Below are 17,975 nucleotides of genomic sequence, written 5' to 3' on the forward strand. Positions count from 1 at the left end.
AGATTTAAATGGAACAATCTATTGATCATATGAAATATATGCCGGGTATGGAGGTAATTGAATCTAATATTATGGATCAAGTTATATCAAAAATGAAAGCATATAATTATGAAAAATATACAAGCCATGATGTGCTTAAAGCTCTTAAGAAGGATGTATTAGATATTGAGGATTTTGCATCTTTATTATCTCCAGCAGCCCTTCCCTTTCTTGAAGAAATGGCTAAGCGTGCTAAGTTAGAAACACATAAACATTTTGGTAATTCAGTTTATATGTTTACTCCCCTTTATATTGCTAACTATTGTGAAAACTATTGTATTTATTGTGGCTTTAACTGTCATAACAAAATTAAGCGTGCTAAACTTAATGCAAAAGAAATAGAAAAGGAAATGCAGAGTATTGCTAAAACTGGACTACAAGAAATATTACTTCTTACCGGTGAAAGCCGTAGTATGTCTGATGTTTCTTATATTGGTGAAGCCTGCAAAATAGCTAGAAAATATTTTAAGGTAGTTGGACTTGAAGTATACCCAATGAATTCTGATGAATATGCATACTTACATGAATGTGGTGCAGATTTTGTTACTGTATTTCAGGAAACTTATAATTCTGATAAATATGAAACATTACATTTAGCTGGACACAAGCGTATTTTCCCCTATCGTTTTAACGCACAAGAAAGAGCATTAAAAGGTGGAATGAGAAGTGTTGGATTTGCTGCATTACTTGGATTAGATGATTTTCGTAAGGATGCTTTTGCAACAGGACTTCATGCTTACCTTATTCAACGTAAGTATCCACATGCTGAAATTGCTATTTCCTGTCCAAGATTACGTCCAATAATAAATAATGATAAAATTAACCCAAAAGATGTACATGAGAAGCAACTTTTACAGATAATTACTGCATATAGAATATTTTTGCCTTTTGCAAATATCACTATATCAACTCGTGAATGTGCTCGATTTCGTGATAATGTAATTGGACTTTCCGCAACTAAAATTTCCGCTGGAGTTTCAGTTGGAATAGGCGGTCATAGTGATGAAAAAGATACTAAGGGTGATGAACAATTTGAAATTTCTGATACACGTACAGTATCTGAAATAGCTAATACAATTGCTAATCATGGTCTTCAAGTAGTTATGAGTGATTATATATATGTATAAGTTATTAGCAATTACCAATCGTCATATTTGTAATAATGAATTCTTAGCACAAATACAAGACATATGTACATTGAATGAAAAAAACACAGTCATTGAATCTGTAAGTATAGTGCTTAGAGAAAAGGATTTATCTGAAAATGATTATAAGAAGTTAGCGACTAAAGTATTAAACATATGTGGAAAAAATAATACGAAGTGTATATTGCATACTTATTATAAAGTATCAAAAGAACTTAATTGTAAAAAGATTCATCTACCATTACATGTTTTAAAATCTAATCCTAATATCTCTAAAGATTTTAATGAAATTGGAGTGTCTATTCATTCAGTGAGTGAAGCAATAGAAGCTATGAATTTAGGAGCAACCTATATTACAGCAGGACATGTATTTGCTAATGATTGTAAAAAAGGCCTTCCACCACGAGGTTTAAGTTTCTTGTCATCAGTCTGTAGTTCGGTAAATATTCCTGTTTATGCTATTGGTGGTATTTCGCCAGCAAATGCTGAAAAAGCTATTAATGCAGGTGCAGAAGGTGTTTGTATTATGTCGGGGTTAATGACTTGTAAAAGCTCTAATTTATTTATGGGAAAATAGAAAATATAAATAGATTTGTATAATTTACAAAACTATCATAAAATATAGCAAGAAATATATCTTTCTGTTGACCTTATAGTATCTTTATAAAGACTAACGCGGATTTCATCCCTTTTTATAGATTTAATAAATATCTTTTCAATAGAATAGATATAATATTCATCAGTGACTTTCCATTGGCTCAATATCTAACAGTATTTAATTTTTTAATTACTCTTTTAGCCATAGTAATTTCTCCCACGTTTTTAGCAATAAATAAAAGCCTTAATCACTATTACATTGGTAATTAAGGCTTTTAATCAATCATATAATCTTTTAAATTCTTTTTATTTTTAAGTGTAATTGATTTATCTATTACATATTATATGTTCTTAATTCCATTAACTTTTAAGTGGAATTATTAAATCTAAACCTTCTTAGCTTATCAAACTACACATTTATTTAATAAGTAACTTTGACCATACCTTTATAGTTATCTTAACTCTCTTCTCTTAATATGAGTTTCTAAATCAGATAATCTTGTTGGAATAGGCAACCTACTTTCATTGTTAATTAAATTTAGTACTATCTCTGTAGAACTATCTAAATCGATATAATTCCCACATGATATAAATATAGGTTTTACAGTTTTTCTTGTTCTTAAAACTCTACCATATATCTCTTTATTTATTACAATATCAGTATATGACCCTTCTTCATCTTCTGGCATCTCAAAATCTGTTTCTTTAATTTTAAGATAACTTTTGGCTACCCCTATAGTTGGTTTATTTAAGAAAAATGATGCATGAGTAGCTATTCCCATATGTCTTTGGTGTAAATATCCATTACCTAAGCTTATTTTTTTCTTCAATTCATTTTGTATATTAATGAATTCTGATTCCTCATAAATATTAAAATTATGAACTTCTTTTATTTTCATACTAATCTCTTCCTATAGCTTTTTTATACCACTCTTCTTGACTGTTTCTCAACTTTATATCATCTTCAGTTGGTTTTAATTTTTCTTCAATCAATATTCCTTCTTCATTCCAATTCTTGAAAGTTAAACATACTCCATACTCATAATTAGCTTCAGATTCTAACACGCCATTATTATTCCATATTTTTCTTAAACCATAAGTTCTTCCTCTTTGCATATACTGCATACTTTTTATTTTTTCATCATCATAAAATTGGATAAAATCACCATGCGGAAAACCATTTTTATAATAACAATAATATCTTAAGTTTCCATTTGGATAAGTCTCATAGGTTAATCCTGTAAATGGTTCTCCACCTTCCTCTTCTGAATTATCTAAGATTCTATCACTACAATATTCATCCCATAAATCTTCAAAATCAACTCCATTATTTAAAACATATTCTTTTGTTAATATTTTAATTTCCATATTTTAATACCTCCGAGAAATAATTTGCTCCATCTGTTATAAACTCGCAATGTGGACATCTCGGCATAGGTAACCCTTTTGGTTTTAATTTTTTCCCTGACCTTACTACATATACCATGAAATTATCTAATTTAGCATTAGGATTAGCTAATAATGCTTCATTTAATGCATACACTTCTGCATGTGAACCTGCCCCTAATGTCCTATATATATTTACTTATAATTTTAACATTTTCTTGAGTATTTATATATATTTCTTATATTATATAAAACTTATTCATAAATAATAAACATTTATTAAGAAGAAAAAAACAAGAAAGACCAAAATAAACCACTTCCTGTCTGCTTAACAAGGAGTAATTCATTTCAGTCTACCTTCTTTATTTTCACTTTAATAATGGTGATACATTTCCTAAATAAAATATATCCAAAACATGAAGAGCTCTTGTACAAGCTGTGTAAAGCAACAATCTATCTTCTTCATCTTTATATCTTAAATCACTGGCATTATATATAATAACCACATCGAATTCCAAACCTTTAGCAAGATATGCAGGAATAACTAAAATATCATTAACATAGTCATCATCCTCACTTACAATCATTTTAATGTTAATCCTATCCCTCAAATAATTGTAAACCCTCTGTGCTTCATCAATATTTTTTGTTATTATCCCTATTGAATTATGGCCATCGCCCTTATAAACTTTTACCTCTTCAACTATTCTTTTATTTATATCTTTTTCATCTAAAAACCCAGTCAAACTTGGCCAATCTCCACTCCTTTTCACGTATTCATCATTAATTTCCTTATTTAATATTTTCCGCGAAAATTTAGTTATTTCCATTGTTGACCTATAACTTTTAGTTAAATTTATTGTAGAAGTATCCTCAGATTTAAGTATATTTACAACATTATTATAACTTCCAACATTCATATAAGGATTAATAGATTGAGATATATCACCAAGGATTGTTTTATTTGCTTTGTTAAATAATTGATTGAAAATTTCATACTGCAATGGTGCATAATCTTGAGCTTCATCAATAATTACATACTTTACTTCTTCTGTTTTTGGAATATCACCTACAGCTCCTTTTATAAACAATAAAGCTATTTGATCTTCATAATTTATCTTTTTAGCCCTTAAATTTTCTAAGGTATATCTTTTTATTTCTCTAATACTTTCATTATCATATTTAATATTTGCCATTTTTAATAAGCCCTCTAAATTTTCATAAAAGCTCTTATAACAATCCATCAAATCAAATTTAGTTTTTTCTTCTACCTTATTAATTATAGCTTTAATTTCTCTATCTACTAAGGATTTGTTTACTTTAACTATTTCATTCTCATCTAACTCTTCATTAGACTCTTCCATTTCTTTCACTGTTTTATCAACTAATCTTTTTTTATAAGGTTCTATAATATATAAAAGTCTTCGTCTTAGTTTTTCTAATCTTCTCTTAAGAGGAAGACTCTCGTAGTCCTTATAAAATAATTCCTGTATTTCTAATGCTGAAATTATAATTTCCTCTCCTAAAGTAATATCTCCAAAATCCATACTCATTTTTTTTAAGTGTTCTATATATACTTTTAATAATTTAGCAAAATCCATAGAAGACTTAAATTTTAAACTTTTAATCCTAGTATCATAAGACCACTCACTCTTATCTCCAAAAATATTCTCCATCATTTCACAATAATCTTCCTTACTATCTATCTCCTCTAAAACTTTATGCATATATTCTTTAAATGTAGTTTGCAACATATTATCCTCTCCAAGCTGAGGTAAAACGTTAGAAATATAATCATTAAAAATATTATTCGGAGAAAATATCACGATATTTTTAGCTGTTATAATATCACGATGCTTATATAATAAATAGGCAATCCTATGCAGAGCAACAGAAGTTTTCCCACTTCCTGCTGGCCCTTGGACAATTAAATTTTTATATTTTTCATTACGAATTGCCTTATTCTGCTCTCTTTGAATCGTAGTTACAATAGCCTTCATTTTATTATCACTGCTTTTACCTAATATATCTTGTAACACTTCATCATCTATTTTTATATTACTGTCAAACATATAATCAATTTTACCATTACTAATTTTATATTGCCTTTTCATTGATATTTTCCCATTTATAATTCCATCAGGACATTTATAATAAGCATTTCCAATTTCATAATCATAAAACATACTAGAAATTGGAGCCCTCCAATCATATATAATAAAATCAAAATCTTCATTAACTAAGTTAGAAATTCCAATATAGCACTTTTCAACATTTTCTATTCCATCTTCCTTAAAATCCATTCTTGCAAAGTAAGGAGATGAAATCATATTCTCGTATTTATCAACTAGTTTTCTTTCAAACTCATGGCTTCTCTTTTGAATTTTCATAGTATTAATAAATTGCATGAAATCTACAACATGCTGTAAACCATTTTCCACTGAAACAGCTCCAACATTTTTCCATAATTCTCTTTGAGTCTCAATAGCGTCTTTTTTAAAATTATCTTTGAAATTTCTCTTTTCTTCTAATTGTCTTTTTACCTCCCTAAGTACATTTTCTAACCATTTCATTTCTACTAGCCATTCAGATTTATTTATTGACAAAATATCTCCTCCTTATAATAGGCATTAACATTTTAAAATTAATATTGATATTTTATCAAATACACCTGAAATTACTAGTCTATAATTACTTTTTTATATATGATATAATTAAAGTGAGGAAATAATATATTAAAATTTTCTATTTTAAATTGGTAAAAAGTGAAAACCTCCATTTATATGAAGTTTCTCACTTTTTGTTATTATTTCTTACTATACTAATTTTTCTACCATTCTAGGATATCAATTTGCAAATCTTAAAGCTATCTGTTCTCCTAGTAAAATTCATATAATATTTGCTTTACTTTTCCTGACTCTCCTATTTATTATACAAGTTCATCTATTCCTTACTAACTCATTCACTATATCATAATATCATGTTCTAAATTCATTACTTACTCAACATAAAATATAAGGCTATTAAATTTTGCTTTTTACTATATTTTTATATCCTGCATAGGTTATATAGAAATATCCCAAATAAACTATAACAAATATTAAAACAGTTATTAAAATTGAAGACCTAAATTTAATTGTATTAATAATCATGCTGGTAAGATCATTAATTATCTTAATTACAACCATTGAATGAATTAACGCAAGAATCACTGGAAGACTAAAATACGCCAAGGTTTGAATGAAAATTGTTTTGTCTATCATTTTTTTGTTTGCGCCAATTCTCTTTAAAGCTTTATATCTTTCTATGCTATCACTAGCCTCTGATAATTGTTGGAGAGCTAATACTGCCATACTAGTTATTAAAAATACTATTCCTAAATATATTGCAATAAATAGCATCATACTTGTTATTCCATTACTTTTAGAGTACACCCCATCCTTGGTAATGGCATCTATAGAAATATCTAAATTCTTATACTCATCTTTAATATAATTATCATTAATTTTATTATATTTTTTATTATTCTCTTCTCTATTTTTATCTAAATACATTACATTAAGTATTGAGGAGCTAATTTTATAATCAGACACAAATTCATCATTCATAACTACTGTGCAAAAGTTATCCGCAATGGAAGATGTTTTAAGATTTTCTTCTATAACTTTATCATTTTTAACCAAATATTCTATTCCTCTTATATTAATTCTTCTATTACTTTTTAATTTTTCATTAATTAGATTAATGGCACCACCTGAACTTGATAAAATTAAAACTTCACTCTTATTTAAAGTTATTTCTTTTTCACCCTTTAATTTTAAAATTTTATTATAGTCAGATATTTTACTAAAATATACATCATAACGTGTAAAATTTCTTTCCTTAATCTTTAATAACTCACTTGCTTTTAATCCTGTATAATAATCATTGTAAACTGCATATTTTTCATTTTTACTCTTTTGGAAATCAATTTTATTTAACATATCTTCTATATGATTCTTTTGATTTTTGTTTTCATCTTTATTGTATAACGTTACACTGGCATCAAAGGGAGTGATTTTTCTACGTTCTTCTTCTTTAACTTTTTTAAAATTTATTCCTGTAGATAATACCACTATTGTAATAAATAGCATTAAACATATTAAAGACATTGATATAAAGTTTGTATTAACTTTACTATTCATTTGTTTTAATACAAACATATTTAGCCCTTTAAAATATATCTTTTTGTTTTTATTCGTTACATATAATATAACTCCAGCTAAGCTAAAGAAAAATAATACTGTACCTACTATAGCAAGAGCTATTGGTATAGACATATTACGTTCTAAATCAAAACGTATCTCTAGCAAAGATTTATATGAAAATCCAAGAAATATTAAACATAAAACAAATGTTAATAAATATATAAATGGATTTTTAAATTTTATGTCTTCATTTTTTATGTTGGCTATTAATAGATCAATAACTTTATATTTAGAAATAACAAATACATTAAATATCATAACAAGCAAAAACATTGTTCCAAAGTATAATATAGTCTTACCTATAGCACTTGTTGAAACTATAAACTTATATTCATCCATTCCCACATCAAATAACTTTAAAGTAAATGTAGATAACCCTTGTGATACTCCAATTCCTAATATAAGTCCACCAACTAAAGATATAACTCCCACTATAAAGGTCTCCGTTACTAAAATTCTAGATATCTTTCTTTTTCCCATACCTAAAATCATATAAATTCCTAACTCTTTTTTACGTCTTTTTATTAAAAAATTATTTGCATACACTATTAATCCACCTAATATTATGGATACTAACACTGAAACACCTGAAATGCCCTTCATTATTTCAGACATAAATTTTATTTCAATAAGTACCTTTTGTGATTCTATTGAATTAAAGCTATAAAATATACAAACAGCTAATATTAGTGTTAAAAAATATATAGTATAATCCTTATAACTCTTTTTTATATTTTTAAGAGCTATCTTAGAATACATAATTATCATCACCTCCAAGAAGTAGAATTTTTCAACTTCATCTCCTGTAACTTATTTTATACAATTCCATTTATTGCATCAATGAAACTATATTTCATTAACATTACACTTTTGTTATATTGATATAAAATTAATTATTTCCATGCAACATGAAAACCCTAGACTAATTAATTAGCCCAGGGTTTAATGGTGGATACGAAATTTAATATAAGACTATTAAACTTTGGATAGCAAAATTTAATAGCCCTAATAATTATCATAGGATTAAATATTACTTTCCACTATATTTTTATATCCTATATATGTTGTATAAAAATATCCTGCATAAACTACAATGAATATTAAAGCCGTTATTAAAGCTGAAAAGCTAATGTCAATTTTGGTAAATACACTTATATAGTCACTAACTACATTAATTCCAATCATTGAATGAATTAATGCAAGAATCATTGGGAGGGCAAAATATATTAGGGTTTGAAGGAAGATTGTTTTATCTATCATTTTTGAGTTTGCACCAATTCTCTTTAAAGCTTTATATCTTTCTATACTATCACTGGCTTCTGATAACTGTTGAAGAGCGAGTACTGCCATGCTAGTTATTAAAAATACTAGTCCTAAATATATTCCAACAAATAATATTGTTGTTGTTCTACCCTTACTGCCAGAATAAATATCATCCTTTGAAAAAGCACCCATATATGAAATATTTAAACTTTTGTACTTACCATCTAAAAAGTTCTTATTTATTTCCTTATATTTTTTATTATTTTCTTCTCTATTTTTATCTGAATACATTACATTGAGTATAGAATAAGCAATTTTATTGTAATCATATAAAAATTCATCACTTATAACTATTGTGAAAATATTATCTGCAAAAAGATAAGTTGCAAGATTTTCATCTATTATTTTATCATTTTTCACTAAATACTCTTTTCCTTTAATATCAAATTTTTTACTACTTTTTAACTTCTCATTAGCTTGCTTTACCAAGTCATTTTTGTTAGACATAACTAAAATCTCATTTTTATTTAAATTTATTTCTTTTTTCCCCTTTAGTTTCAACACTTTATTATAATCAGATATTTTAACAAAAGCTACCTCAGCATCCTTATAATATTTATCTGTAATTGATAACAAGCTATCTAGCTTTATCCCTGAAAGATATTCATTGCAAGTTGCATATTTTTCATTTTTACTTCTTTTAAAATTGATCTTATTTAATACATCTTCTAAACTGTCTTTTTTACTATTATTTGATATTATTATACTAGCATCAAAAGGTGCTCCTATTTTAACCCCTTCTTCAAAGCCATTTTTAAGACTTATTCCTGTAGATAATATAAGTATTGTGATAAATAACATTAAACAAATTAAAGACATAGATAAAAAGTTTGTATTAACCTTACTATTTATTTGTTTTACCACAAACATATTTAGCCCTTTAAAATATATCTTTTTGTTTTTATTTACTACATACAATATAACTCCAGCTAAACTAAAGAAAAATAACACCGTACCTACTATTACAAAGGCTATGGATGGTTTAAACATAGGCTCTCTTAAATTTAACCCTGTTTTTAGTATAGATTTATATGCAAATCCAAGTAATACTACACATAAAACAAATGATAATAAATATATAAATGTATTTTTAAATTTTATATTTTCATTTTTTCTACCTGATGTTAGCAAATCAATTATCTTGTATTTAGAAATAACAAATGCATTAAATATCATAACAAGTAAAAACATTATTCCAAAGTATAATATAGTTTTACCTATAGCCCTTGTTGAAACAGCAAATCTATATTCATTTATAGAAACCTCAAATAATTTTAATGTAAAAACAGATAACCCCTGTGATACTCCCATTCCTATTATAAGACCTGCAATTAAGGATATAACTCCTACTATAGAGGTCTCTGTTACTAAGATTTTAGATATTTTTCTTTTTCCCATACCTAAAATCATATATATTCCCAATTCTTTTTTACGTTTCTTTATTAAAAAATTATTTGCATATAATATCAAACTTCCTAATATTATTGATACAAATACTGATACAGCAGACATAAAATCCATTAATTTAGATACATAACTTCCACCTGAAGATTTTATATCAGTAAGTGCCTTTTGTGAATCTATAGAGTTAAAGCTATAAAATATACAAACAGCTAGTATTAGTGTTAAGAAATATATAGTATAATCCTTATAACTTTTCTTTATATTTTTAAGAGCCATCTTAGAATACATTATTGTCGTCACCTCCAAGAAGAGACGTAACTTCTATAATTTTATTAAAAAATTCTTTTCTTGTATCATTACCTCTTACTAATTCATTAAAGATTTTCCCATCCTTAATAAAAAGAATTCTATGAGCATAGCTAGCTGCAAAAGCATCATGAGTTACCATTAATATAGTAGCCTTTAATTCTTTATTTAGCTTTTCAAATCTTTCAAGTAATAATCTAGCTGATTTAGAATCTAGAGCTCCTGTTGGTTCATCGGCTAAAATTAAGGATGGATTAGTTACTATTGCTCTTGCTGAAGCAACTCTTTGTTTTTGTCCACCTGACATTTGATAAGGATACTTGTTTAACACCTTTTCAATTTCTAAATATTTTGCTACTGATTTTACTTTTTCATCTATTTTTGAACTTTTCTCACCTTGTATTGTTAAGGCTAAAGCAATATTCTCATAAGCTGTAAGGGTATCTAGTAAATTAAAGTCCTGAAATATAAATCCCAATTCATTTTGTCTAAACTTATCTAATGATTTTGATTTTAGTCTAGTAATATCATTGTTATTTATCATTATTTTACCTGTAGTAACATTATCAATAGTTGATATGCAGTTAAGCAATGTAGTCTTACCACTTCCTGAAGGTCCCATTATACCAACAAATTCTCCTTCATCTACCTTAAAACTAATATTATCTATAGCCTTTGTTACATTATCCTTATTACCATAATACTTTTCAATTTTTTCTACACTTAATATATTTTGCATTTCTAATTCTCCCTTTTTATTTATTTCAACTAAATTTTTTCCCTCTTATGTAACTTATTTTATACAATTCCACTTGTTGTATCAATGAAACTATGTTTCATTAATGTTACATTTTTGTTATGTTGCTTTTCCCCTACTGCAACTATTAATTTAGCACTTATAAAAGGGGCTATCTTACAATGCATAAAATGCAATATAAGATAGTCCCTTCTTTATTTTATAACTAAGTTTTCTTTAGAAACTTAATGATTTATAGTATATTTAAATTTATTTAAAATATTTTTGTATAATAATTTAATCTGTACTCTTTTTAATTACTTCTTATTAAGATATTTATTATAAAGGATTTGCGACCTCTATAAAAATATCCTTACCATTATAATAAAAATATATATTATTGTTCTATTTTGATTTCTTCTGTGTCAGTTGTTATAATCCTAGCAACTTTAAGTGCTGAAAGGTCTCCATTTTTACTTTGGAATATGTTCTGATCTACAATAGCCTTACCACAATTCTTTATTTCCTCTTCTGTTACATCCTCTTTAACCTTTGGGATTTTTATAGTTGAAGTAGAATCCTCTTCAGTTCTAAAGACTAAATTTAGATATTTTTTTGTACTCATAATTTATACCCCCTTTTCAATTATTTTAATAATACGTAGTTTTCTAATACTGTAGCTTCTGATATGCCCTCTGGCATCAATGGATTTATTGAATCTACTACTGTCATAAGAGCTTCTGGTTCTACAGTTAATTTTACATTTTTGTAAGTAGCCTTTCTTACGATATTTTTTCCTTTCTCATCTAGACCATCTGCATAGGAAATAGCTAGATTTCTTTCTAAAAGATTTTTGCTTACTGCCATAGTTTTTACCCCCTTTATTTTTGTTTTATTGTGTTTTCATCTATATATATGCCTTAAAACCCTCATTTGTAAAAAAACACTAAATAATTTTTAAAACACAGTTTTATTATTCAAATCGTGTTCTATAAATGGAGCATATCAGTCATACTATATTTTATTTTATACTTCTCTACTTAAAAGAGAGCATCTTACATTGGATCTATTATATAAATATTTAATAATGATACAATTTCTATATAAAAAAGAAAGGTCCTAAATTGAACCTTTCTTTTTGGTGTTCCATAGCCTGTTATGATCTTTTAGTATAATCATTAAAAGCTTTAATTAAATCATCAAGCTTTTTTTCGATTTTAACTAAAAGATATACACTAATTGCTACTGGGAATCCTACATTACTTATAAGTTCTACTATGTTGTCATACATATTCCCAACACTCCTTTTTCAGAGTAATTTCTACTCTAATCATAACTATGCTTTTCCAAGCTATCTTGCAGTTTTTTTATTATTTTATCTTTTTTATATCTTACATTGTTATAGCTTTTATTATTTTCTTTAGCAATTTTATCTATTGTTTTTTCCTTAAAATAAAAATCATTTATAATATTCTTTTCCTCGGAGGTAAGTGCGTCCAAAGCCTCGTAAATCTCTTTTGTTTTTTCATAGGCTAATATTTCATCTTCTATAGTAAACATATATTCATCATCATATTTATCTAATATATATTCATCTGGCATTTCTCGATGATGTTTTATTTCTCCTTTTAAGAGAGCTTTATAATTCGTTTTAATAGCATTTATGCAATAGGGAACAAATTTACTTTCTTCACCTTGAAATATATTGGCAACTTTTATTACAGAAAGATAGCCATGCTGGACTAAATCCTCATATTCATAACATTGTATTCTCCATTTTGAAGCTTCTTTTAATATAAGGGGATTAAAGTTTTCTATAATTTTATTTAAAGCCTCCACATCCCCATTTCTATACTTCTCAAGCAATTTATACATAAAAAATCCCCCTCTTTTTTATCACAATATGATTAAACCCGAATTAAAATTCACAAAAATACAAATAAGAAACTACAATTTACTAATCACTCTAAAGCTTGTACTTTATCTTATTAATATTTTCTATAAAATTCTAATTACAGCTTACTAATTCATCCAAAAACTCTATTCAAACTTTTGTAATCTTTACTCTGTCTTAAACTCTGTCCCGACTTCTGCTCTAATATCTGTACTCTCTACTCTGTAATCTATACTCTGTAATCTGTACTCTGATTTAAGCTGTTTGCCACCCCAATAATTTTCGTTCTAGGTCTTCAAAGTCATATTCTCTTTGTTCACCATAATCCCAATGATCTACAGTATTTTTTTTAGACTTCTCTTTATTATTTAGCTTGTTCTTTTTTTCTTCCCACTGTGTTTTATAGGCTTTTATATCCTCAATAGAATTTAACCCTTTAGCAAACCAAGTGTTTAAGATCTTTTCTATATATCCTATATTTTTTATGTTGTTACCTATAGCTTCCTCTATAGCCATAACAATCACATCATAGCTAAACTTATTGCCCCAGGCTATAATTTTCTTCTCTTCCATAGGTACTGCCTTGTGTATATTGCTTTCAAAAACAGCTAGTACACTTTTTATGTTTTTAAAATTAGCTCTACAAGATTCAACCATATCAGACTTTACAGCTGTATCAGTTGTAGTATTTATTTTTGTTGCAACTTTTGTATACATATCCACCTTAAAATCATTATTATCTTGTATGTTATTCTTACTTTCTTTTTCTTTATTACTACAACAACTATTACTTATTACTTCTTCTTTATTATTTATTATTTCTTGTTTATTACTTATTATTTCTTTACTTGCAAGGCCCTTATGAGCCCCTTCATGGTCCTTAGTAATATCCGTATAACTATCTTTTATTTCATAGCTTTTACCTATGTTTGCAAATATAAATTTATCTTCAGTCTCACTAGTTTCATCTATAGCCATAAAACTATCTCTAGTTTTATAATTTTCATCCTTAACTATAAAGCTATCTTGAACTTTATTATCTCTATTTGTATCTATAAATTTCTCTTTTTTTTCATCATATGTATCTATATTTATAAGCTCATTTTCATTTTGATTTCTTTTATCTTCAATTTGTTTTCTTTCATCTTCATTTATAAAACTATCTTCAACTTTATTATTTTTATGTTTACTAGCAAGAGTATCTTTTATATCAGGAAATAGCTTATCCACTTCTAATCCAATATTAGAGTATTGAAAACATAGCTCATCAATAAAATTTTTATTTTTTATCTTTTTAAGTTCCTTACTAACACATTTTATTGCATTAATATTATTAGGTTCATTATACTTGGCCCAATTTAATATAATTATTTCTTTAGTTTCCTCTGAATAAATTATTTTTTTATACCTTTCGAATTTTTTTAAAAGTTTATCTACAGTTTCCCCTTTGTACCCTGTTTGCATCTCTATAATTTTTTTAGGTAATTCGTAAATTCCGCATTGAGAAGTATTAGGATTAGTCAATAAATAAATGTAGAAATACTTTTCTTCTGGATCAAGTTCTAACACAAAACTGTCATTCCAAAATTCTGTATAAAGTTGTCTGTACTTGGCCAATTCCATGTCCTCCTTTATTATATTTAATAATATTAAACTTTATAAAGTTAATCTTTAAACCTGAGGTATATCTGACAAATCTTTGCCTTTATAGTCTTTTAGGTACTTTAATAATGTACTTTTAGTTATTTTAAGTTTTCCAAGTTTAAGTGCTTGCAAACGTCCTTTTTTAATTAGATCATATACAACATTTTTATTTACATTTAAAATTATAGCCACCTCTTCAACTGTATATAAATATTCTTCCATGTTTACCCCTCCATATCAGTATATAAAAATATATACCCAATATTAACGTTATAAACATCAAGTACAATAAGTTAATTATTAAGTTAACGTTCATTAGTACCCTCCTTTCAGATTTTAAACGTGATTATCGTTAACCACAATATACCATTAACTTTCATTTTTTTCAAAATGCTATTGTCCTTTAAAATAGGGTATTTTATAATTAACCTGTCTTATCTGTGTTTATAGATTATTTACGTTAATTTACATATATATACAGTCTTTTAATTGACTTTGTACGTAAATCACGTTACAATGTATAAAAATGGCTATTTAGGGGGGTTTTATTTTGGGCTTAAGTAAAAAGGAGTTAGGCAAATTAGTAAAAAATGCGCGAAAACTTAAAAGTGAAAAAGTTGGTAAAAGATATACTCAGCAAATGTTGGCACAGGATATAAATAAATCTCAAAGTTACATTGGAGATATAGAGGCTGGAAGAACTTATCCAAGTTTTATTGTTTTAAATTCAATAGCCTCAGCCTGTGGTGTTTCACTAAGTTATTTTCAAGATGAGAATAAAATTAATAAAGACATAGATAAATTTATAAACCTTCAATTACATAATATGGATAAAGAAAATGTACATAATATAAGAGAGGAAATAAAAAAAGATCCCGATGCGAAATTAAATTATATATATGATTCTTTAACTAAAGATAATAATTTATTAAAAGAAAGCACTACTCATTCTCTAGATAATTTAGAAGAAATCATAGATTTTTTAATAAATAATACGGATTTAATGACTTGCTTAGGACTTGATATAAATAAAATGTCTGATAAAGAAATATGTGACTTTTCAAAGGACTTGCTACACCAATTGGACCTTGTTAGCTACAAATATAAAAAATAGACCTTTATAAAGCAAAAGCTCCCACATTGTGAGAGCTTTTAAAACTATTCTTTTTTATATATCTACAGTATAAATATGTTTTTTTCCTACCACAAGAATTAATACCTTCTTTAAATCATCCTCTCCAAGTTCTTCTTGAACCATTTTACTTTCAGCATATCCTTGGAGCTGTTTTATTCCTTCTTCTTTTACTTTTTCTAAGGTATCTCTTTCACTTTCTTTTATATATTTTAGTTCTATAATCCACTGGAATTTAGTTATATCTTTAAACTGAATTTTTCTTTTAAGCATTATATCTACATAGCCTTTATTGTTCTCATCTTCACTTTTTATAAAATAAGTACTGTCTACTCCTAATAGTGTAAGAAGCATCATCTTTATATTTTTTTCATCCATTTTTATTAAATCTCTATTGGATAAATCCTCTAATATGTTACTTACAAGATTTATTAAGGGCTGAATGTTTCCATTCATTCTCATTTCATTAACAGCTATTCTTATGTTTTGTATTTGAATATTATAGTCTTTGTTTAAACTTTGGAAATATTGCTCCCAGTATATTGTTTTTATTACGTAGTTAGGTATTTTTAGTACTGTACCTAGTGGACCTTGCTCTTTTATTGTAAGCATTCCAAGATAGAATAATAAAGATTTAAAATTTTCTTTCACACTATACATAGTATGAATATTAAATCTATCTACTAACATGGTAGAAGTTTCCCCTGTGCTCATAATTTCTTCTAGCGCTTCTCTATCATTAAAATTATAAGCTAACTGATTAACTTTTCCATAATCAGTTTTTACATTGTTGTCTATCATTTCCTCTGGATATTCATTATAAGCTAAATATTTATTAAGAAAATACATGGACATATCTGGATTAAAAACTGATCTAGAATTTTTGTTGAATTTATATCCATTATAATATTGGGTCATATCAGTACATATCTTTTCTCTAAGTTCTGTATTTTCTATATCCACTTCATCCATAATATAAGAAATCTCGCCTCTTGTAAAACCCATCATAGCATTAAGATTTTGATCTAAGGTATAATTCATAGTAATATTAAAACCACTAGTTAAATCATCTAGCATTATAGGACTTACTCCAGTCATAAATATTCTATTAAAATTGTCCGCTGTTGCATCCTTTATGGCTTTATAAAATACCTTAACGAAACCTTCACCATGAAGTATACCACTATAAGTACTTTGTTTTCCTCCTGTAATCAGCTCATTGGCAAAATTATCATATTCATCTATTAAAACAAATACTTGCTTATTGTTGATTTTGCTAAGCATACTTATATGAGCTACAACCATTTCTGCACTCATATCTTCCATAGGTAATTTGTTTTCACCTAATAAATTACCATATTTATATAAAAATTCTCTTGCTGCTGATGAAACTTTAAAATTAAAACTCTTTCTTAATTCTTCTTCCCCATGTCCTGCATCTACTCCTGCAAAACTTATTTTCCATACAAGAAATCTATTTTTATTTTTTGTAGGATTTTTACCTATATATAAATCTCCAAATAATTCTTCAAACTTATCCTTCTTATTTATATCATAATAGTTCTCAAGCATTGATATAAAAAGGCTTTTACCAAACCTTCTAGGCCTTATAAAAAAATTATAAGGAGCGTATCTATCTAATAATTCTATGTAAGAGGTTTTATCTACATAAAGATAATCCTCCTCTCTTAAAACTTCAAAGTTAGAAATCCCATAGGGTATTCTTTTCATTTACTCTCACTCCTAACTTAATTTTATCCCAAGAATCTTATTTGTTGAAACTTCTACTTTTCGTAGAAGTAAGCGACTACAATACTTGCATAAGCGATGCAAACAAAATCAAAGATTTTGATGCCCTGCTTATCACACTAAATTGTAAATTTGGGTTCACTGCTTATAGTATACCCTATATTTCATATCATTTGAATAAAAGGCTTTAAAAAACTATATTTACAAAAAAGCTTTCACATTGTGAGAGCTTTTGCTTTATAAACTAATCTATCAAACTAATTAAATTATCTTAATATTTATGTATTGTACAAAAAATAAAAATTACTATAGTAATTTATCTCCTATAGCAATTTCCAGTTGAACCTATGCTTTATAAACTTATAAAAGTTAT

17 protein-coding genes and 1 pseudogene are annotated in these 17,975 nt (G+C 26.6%); 3 read left to right on the plus strand and 15 right to left on the minus strand.

The genetic code is table 11. From position 1 onward, the window contains the following. Positions 1–8: 8 nt before the first annotated feature. Together thiH and ACYUEW_RS10770 are read left to right on the plus strand one after the other, a co-directional pair. The gene (gene thiH, locus ACYUEW_RS10765) at positions 9–1,166 is read left to right on the plus strand and encodes a 2-iminoacetate synthase ThiH (RefSeq protein ID WP_460276734.1); all 1,158 of its coding nucleotides are present in this window, start codon (positions 9–11) and stop codon (positions 1,164–1,166) included. Further along, on the plus strand, positions 1,159–1,761 hold the full coding sequence (locus ACYUEW_RS10770) for a thiamine phosphate synthase (protein WP_460276735.1): 603 nt from the start codon (positions 1,159–1,161) through the stop codon (positions 1,759–1,761). The genes thiH and ACYUEW_RS10770 overlap by 8 nt, the downstream gene beginning before the upstream one ends. Before the next feature lie 472 nt (positions 1,762–2,233). Here the strand turns inward: ACYUEW_RS10770 and ACYUEW_RS10775 are convergent. From ACYUEW_RS10775 to ACYUEW_RS10840, 14 genes and pseudogenes are all read right to left on the minus strand, one after another. Then, positions 2,234–2,590, minus strand: a pseudogene (locus tag ACYUEW_RS10775) (endonuclease V); the annotation flags it as partial. Positions 2,591–2,681: 91 nt separating this feature from the next. Continuing rightward, positions 2,682–3,149 carry a toxin-antitoxin system YwqK family antitoxin gene (locus ACYUEW_RS10780; RefSeq protein WP_460276736.1) on the minus strand — a complete coding sequence of 156 codons (468 nt, stop codon included), beginning with the start codon at positions 3,147–3,149 and terminating at the stop codon, positions 2,682–2,684. After that, positions 3,139–3,360 (minus strand): YwqJ-related putative deaminase, encoded by a 222-nt coding sequence (locus ACYUEW_RS10785; protein ID WP_460276783.1) that lies wholly within the window; start codon positions 3,358–3,360, stop codon positions 3,139–3,141. The genes ACYUEW_RS10780 and ACYUEW_RS10785 overlap by 11 nt, the downstream gene beginning before the upstream one ends. A gap of 175 nt (positions 3,361–3,535) precedes the next feature. Beyond that, complete coding sequence (gene helD, locus ACYUEW_RS10790) at positions 3,536–5,773, minus strand: RNA polymerase recycling motor HelD (protein WP_460276737.1); 2,238 nt, start codon at positions 5,771–5,773, stop codon at positions 3,536–3,538. Positions 5,774–6,190: 417 nt separating this feature from the next. Then, complete coding sequence (locus tag ACYUEW_RS10795; RefSeq protein ID WP_460276738.1) at positions 6,191–8,173, minus strand: FtsX-like permease family protein; 1,983 nt, start codon at positions 8,171–8,173, stop codon at positions 6,191–6,193. A gap of 264 nt (positions 8,174–8,437) precedes the next feature. Next, positions 8,438–10,429, minus strand: coding sequence for an FtsX-like permease family protein (locus tag ACYUEW_RS10800; RefSeq protein WP_460276739.1), 1,992 nt, complete (start codon positions 10,427–10,429; stop codon positions 8,438–8,440). Then, positions 10,419–11,186 carry an ABC transporter ATP-binding protein gene (locus ACYUEW_RS10805; RefSeq protein ID WP_040108466.1) on the minus strand — a complete coding sequence of 256 codons (768 nt, stop codon included), beginning with the start codon at positions 11,184–11,186 and terminating at the stop codon, positions 10,419–10,421. Before ACYUEW_RS10805 ends, ACYUEW_RS10800 begins: the two co-directional genes overlap by 11 nt. Before the next feature lie 59 nt (positions 11,187–11,245). After that, entirely contained in the window at positions 11,246–11,380 is a 135-nt protein-coding gene (locus ACYUEW_RS10810) for a hypothetical protein (RefSeq protein ID WP_265229281.1), read from the minus strand. A gap of 200 nt (positions 11,381–11,580) precedes the next feature. Then, positions 11,581–11,808 carry a DUF2922 domain-containing protein gene (locus ACYUEW_RS10815; protein ID WP_003485300.1) on the minus strand — a complete coding sequence of 76 codons (228 nt, stop codon included), beginning with the start codon at positions 11,806–11,808 and terminating at the stop codon, positions 11,581–11,583. Positions 11,809–11,828: 20 nt separating this feature from the next. Next, positions 11,829–12,050: a DUF1659 domain-containing protein gene (locus ACYUEW_RS10820; RefSeq protein WP_460276740.1), complete on the minus strand. Its 222-nt coding sequence runs from the start codon at positions 12,048–12,050 to the stop codon at positions 11,829–11,831. 289 nt (positions 12,051–12,339) lie between these two features. Next, positions 12,340–12,474, minus strand: coding sequence for a YvrJ family protein (locus ACYUEW_RS10825; protein WP_265231895.1), 135 nt, complete (start codon positions 12,472–12,474; stop codon positions 12,340–12,342). A 35-nt stretch (positions 12,475–12,509) separates the two neighbouring features. Further along, positions 12,510–13,058, minus strand: a complete 549-nt coding sequence (locus ACYUEW_RS10830) for a sigma-70 family RNA polymerase sigma factor (RefSeq protein WP_460276741.1) — start codon at positions 13,056–13,058, stop codon at positions 12,510–12,512. Positions 13,059–13,332: 274 nt separating this feature from the next. After that, on the minus strand, positions 13,333–14,694 hold the full coding sequence (locus ACYUEW_RS10835; RefSeq protein WP_163256089.1) for a DnaD domain protein: 1,362 nt from the start codon (positions 14,692–14,694) through the stop codon (positions 13,333–13,335). Positions 14,695–14,748: 54 nt separating this feature from the next. Further along, on the minus strand, positions 14,749–14,943 hold the full coding sequence (locus ACYUEW_RS10840) for a helix-turn-helix domain-containing protein (protein WP_460276742.1): 195 nt from the start codon (positions 14,941–14,943) through the stop codon (positions 14,749–14,751). Positions 14,944–15,271: 328 nt separating this feature from the next. Here ACYUEW_RS10840 and ACYUEW_RS10845 point away from each other — a divergent pair, with 328 nt between their 5' ends. Beyond that, the gene (locus tag ACYUEW_RS10845; protein WP_460276743.1) at positions 15,272–15,835 is read left to right on the plus strand and encodes a helix-turn-helix domain-containing protein; all 564 of its coding nucleotides are present in this window, start codon (positions 15,272–15,274) and stop codon (positions 15,833–15,835) included. A gap of 54 nt (positions 15,836–15,889) precedes the next feature. On the opposite strand, the gene ACYUEW_RS10850 is transcribed toward ACYUEW_RS10845, so the two are convergent. Continuing rightward, positions 15,890–17,584, minus strand: a complete 1,695-nt coding sequence (locus ACYUEW_RS10850) for an ATP-binding protein (protein ID WP_460276744.1) — start codon at positions 17,582–17,584, stop codon at positions 15,890–15,892. Positions 17,585–17,975: the final 391 nt, after the last annotated feature.

The sequence above is a fragment of the Clostridium sp. CTA-1 genome (genome assembly GCF_054768215.1).